Consider the following 3,601-nt stretch of genomic DNA (forward strand, 5'->3'; position numbering starts at 1 on the left):
CACCGACGATGGCACGCACCGGACGGCGGCTGAGCAAAACCGGGAGAATGCCGACGCGGACCAGCTCCTGATAGATTTCGACGAAGGACGGCGTCTGGATAAAAGGCAGGATCGAGCATGGCTGCTGCTCGGGCGCCAGAAGCTCCATGCTTTTTCGTGTGCGCTCCAACAGTTCGGCTGTCACGACTGCCGCGAACTGATTGAATCGTTCGTTTTCATTCGCGGCCATCGGCGCCTCGACTGTCGTCCCTTTCCTGCCACCCGCCGGGGCGGGCAACGTCCAGTTGGAAAACCGGGCAAAACGGAAAGCCCCCGGACGGCGTGCCCCCCGGTGGCGATCTGAAAGCCCGGCTGATTGCTCCGATCGGGGGAAACCCCAATATGGCAGCTAAGCCAAGCAACGCTACCAAGTAAACCGTTAACGTTTTCTGGAGCGTAGACGGAAATTTCCTGTCCGGGCCACCCGCACATGGCTTGATGGATGGTTGGTGCTCGCCGCCCGGGGCAAGATGCCTGGCCGATAAAGAAAGGCCGCGCGGCAAAAGCGGCGCGGCCTATCGAGTTTAGGGAGGAATCGCCACCAGGCGTCGGAAAGGGAGGAATATCCCCCCTCGTCACAAGGAAAGAGTGGACCCGAGCCTCGACCATGGCAAGCCTAAATCTGAGGCAGAGCCACCCTCTGCATAAAGTTTTTGCAATTTTGCCCAGCCTTTCGGCGATTGCCGCAGAGTTGAGCGGTCCCTTGCCTATTCGATGAGCGCATATCCGCGGTAGCCAGCGTCGACAGCATCCTTCCAGGGTGGATTCTGCGCCAGCACCGCCGCCTGGACCGGGCAATCGGCCTGATGGGCGCCCGGCAAGTAGCCGAGGCTCATCAGGAATTCTCCGACGATCTCACCACCGGTGAAGCGGAAGGTCCGGCCGAACAGCTTCACCCACTCCGCCTTGGTCAGCGGATGGTGAGCACGCAGCCAGCCATCGAAGGATCCATGGGTTTCCCGCAGGGCAACGATGCGGCGGGCGTTCTCGATCACCGCATCCACCTTCAGGCGGTTGCGGACGATCCCGGCATCGGCCAGCAGCCGCACCCGCTCCGCCTCGCCATAGGCGGCGACCCGGTCGATGTCGAAACCGTCGAAGGCAATGCGGAAGGCGTCGCGCTTCTTCAGGATGGTCAGCCAGGACAGACCGGCCTGGTTGATCTCCAGCGCCAGACGCTCGAACAGCACCCGGTCGTCGCTGCTCGGAAAACCATATTCGCCGTCGTGATAGGGACCGTGGTGTGGATGGCCGGGCGCGGCCGCGCAATAGGTCAGGCTCACCCGCCTCGCTCCTCTCTCGTCCGTCAGAACATGTCCCGCGCCATGTCCCGGAACGAGACGATGCCGGACCGTTCGATGCCGAAGATCACCAGCCACACCAGCAAGGCGACCAACGACGTGATGATGAATTTGCGCAGGATGCGCGGTTCGACCGGCGCGGAGGAGGCCATGCCCGGTTCCGGTGTCTCCGGCGTCCTGACGCCCCAGGGCAGCACAGCGAACAGCACCACCCACCACACGACGATGTAGACGAAGGCCCCAGTCACCCAATTGTCCATCGTCCCCTCCGGATCTCAGCCGAACATCGCCCGATCAGGCCTGCTCCAACTCCACCAGCGTCCCGCAGAAATCCTTGGGATGGAGAAACAGCACCGGCTTGTCATGCGCGCCGATCTTCGGCTCGCCGTCGCCCAGGACGCGGGCGCCCTGCTCCTTCAGCCGATCGCGGGCGGCCAGGATGTCGTCCACCTCATAGCAGATGTGGTGGATGCCGCCGGACGGGTTCTTTTCCAGGAAGCCGGCGATCGGCGACTTTTCCCCGAACGGGTGCAGCAGCTCGATCTTGGTGTTGGGCAGCGTGACGAAGACGACGGTGACGCCGTGCGCTGGCAGGTCCACCGGCTGCGACACCGCCGCCCCCAGGGTGTCGCGGTAGAGCGCCGTCGCCGTCGGCAGATCCGGAACGACGATGGCAACGTGGTTGAGCTTCCCGATCATGCGTGTCCTCTCTCTCGCTGTCCTTGGCCCGTTGGCGGGCTCTGATAAGCGCTTTCAACACCCATCCGCCTCAGACGCGGACCAGATGGACCTCCGTCACCGGCTTCTTGCCATGGGACGCATTGAAGCAGCGGCGCACGGCGATCCGGGCCGCCTCCTTCACCTGGGCATCGTCAGCCCGGGCGGATTTGGGCAACATCGCCACCGATTCGCGCACGGCATCCACAACGTCCAACAGCAGGTCACGGTCGGTCGCCTCGTCGATCAGGCCCATCACCGCCAGCTGGGGCGCGGTCATCAACTCACCGGTGACGGTCATCACCAGCGTCACCACCGCCGCACCGTTGTTCACCATGCGGTTGCGCGCGCGCATCATGCCGGTGTCGAGCGGCACCAGCCGCTTGCCGTCCACCGCCATGCGGCCGGCCCGCACCGACGCCACCACACGGGCGCCCTCCGGCCCATCGAGGCGGAGAATCTCCCCGTTGGCGGGCACGATGCTGTGAGGCACCTGGCAATCCTCCGCCAGGGCGGCATGCGCCTGCTGGTGGCGCTGCTCGCCATGGACCGGGACGGCGATGCGCGGGCGCACCCACTGGTACATGCGCACCAGCTCGTCCCGCGCCGGGTGGCCGGACACATGGACCGCCGCCTCGTCGGCGGTCACCAGCTCGACGCCCTGGGTAACCAGCTGGTTCTGCATGCGTCCAATGGCACGCTCGTTGCCGGGGATCTCGCGCGAGGAGAAGATCACCACGTCGCCACGCGACAGCGTCACCTGCGGATGATCGTTGGCGGCGATGCGGGCGAGGGCGGACCGCGGCTCCCCCTGGCTGCCGGTGCAGATCAGCACCAGCTTCTCCCGCGGCAGATAGCTGGCGTCATGCTCCGACAGGAATTTCGGCACCTCGGCCAGATAACCGGTGGCCCGCGCCGCCTCGTTGATGCGCCACAGCGACCGGCCGACCAGCGCGACATGGCGGTCGTGGGCGGCAGCGGCGGCGGCGATGCTCTCCAGCCGGGCCACGTTGGTGGCGAAGCAGCTGACGGCGATGCGGCGGTCGCGGTACCGACCGAACAACTCCATCAGAGCGGTACGGACGGTCGCCTCGGATCCGGCGGCGCCGGGAACCAGCGCGTTGGTGCTGTCGCCGACAAGGGCCAGAACCCCCTCGTCACCGATGGCGCGCAGCCGCTCCTCGTCGGCGGTGTCGCCAACCAGCGGTTCGGGGTCCAGCTTCCAGTCACCGGTGTGCAGGACCGTGCCGGCCGATGTGCGGATGGCGAGGGCATTCGGCTCCGGGATCGAATGCGTCATGGTGACATATTCGACGGAGAAGGGACCGACCTCCACCGTGCCGCCCAGCGGGACCTCGTGGATCGGCACCGTGCTGCTCAGCCCCTTCTCATGCAGCTTGGCCCGCAGGAAAGCCGCGGTGAAGGGCGTGCAATAGACGGGGCAGCGCAGCTGCGGCCACAGATATTGGACCGCGCCCAGATGGTCCTCATGGGCATGGGTCAGCACGAGACCGACCAGATCGCGCCGACGTTCGGCGATGAAG

4 protein-coding genes and 1 pseudogene are annotated in these 3,601 nt (G+C 65.7%); all 5 read right to left on the reverse strand.

The genetic code is table 11. From position 1 onward, the window contains the following. Positions 1–229, reverse strand: a pseudogene (locus I71_RS07670) (hypothetical protein); the annotation flags it as partial. A gap of 517 nt (positions 230–746) precedes the next feature. Beyond that, positions 747–1,322: a DNA-3-methyladenine glycosylase I gene (locus tag I71_RS07675; protein WP_042693474.1), complete on the reverse strand. Its 576-nt coding sequence runs from the start codon at positions 1,320–1,322 to the stop codon at positions 747–749. Between the two features lie 23 nt (positions 1,323–1,345). Then, the gene (locus I71_RS07680; RefSeq protein WP_042693476.1) at positions 1,346–1,600 is read right to left on the reverse strand and encodes a DUF1467 family protein; all 255 of its coding nucleotides are present in this window, start codon (positions 1,598–1,600) and stop codon (positions 1,346–1,348) included. 34 nt (positions 1,601–1,634) lie between these two features. After that, positions 1,635–2,039 carry a methylmalonyl-CoA epimerase gene (gene mce, locus I71_RS07685; RefSeq protein ID WP_042693478.1) on the reverse strand — a complete coding sequence of 135 codons (405 nt, stop codon included), beginning with the start codon at positions 2,037–2,039 and terminating at the stop codon, positions 1,635–1,637. Positions 2,040–2,109: 70 nt separating this feature from the next. Further along, a partial coding sequence (locus I71_RS07690) for a ribonuclease J (RefSeq protein WP_042693480.1) occupies positions 2,110–3,601 on the reverse strand: 1,492 nt, incomplete at its 5' end.

The sequence above is a fragment of the Azospirillum sp. B506 genome (assembly GCF_000333595.1).
Lineage (GTDB): Bacteria > Pseudomonadota > Alphaproteobacteria > Azospirillales > Azospirillaceae > Azospirillum.

Coding starts and splice junctions, on each gene's coding strand:
- I71_RS07680 (WP_042693476.1), bottom strand. CDS start 1,600: ATGGACAATTGGGTGACTGGGGCCTTCGTCTACATCGTCGTGTGGTGG.
- mce (WP_042693478.1), bottom strand. CDS start 2,039: ATGATCGGGAAGCTCAACCACGTTGCCATCGTCGTTCCGGATCTGCCG.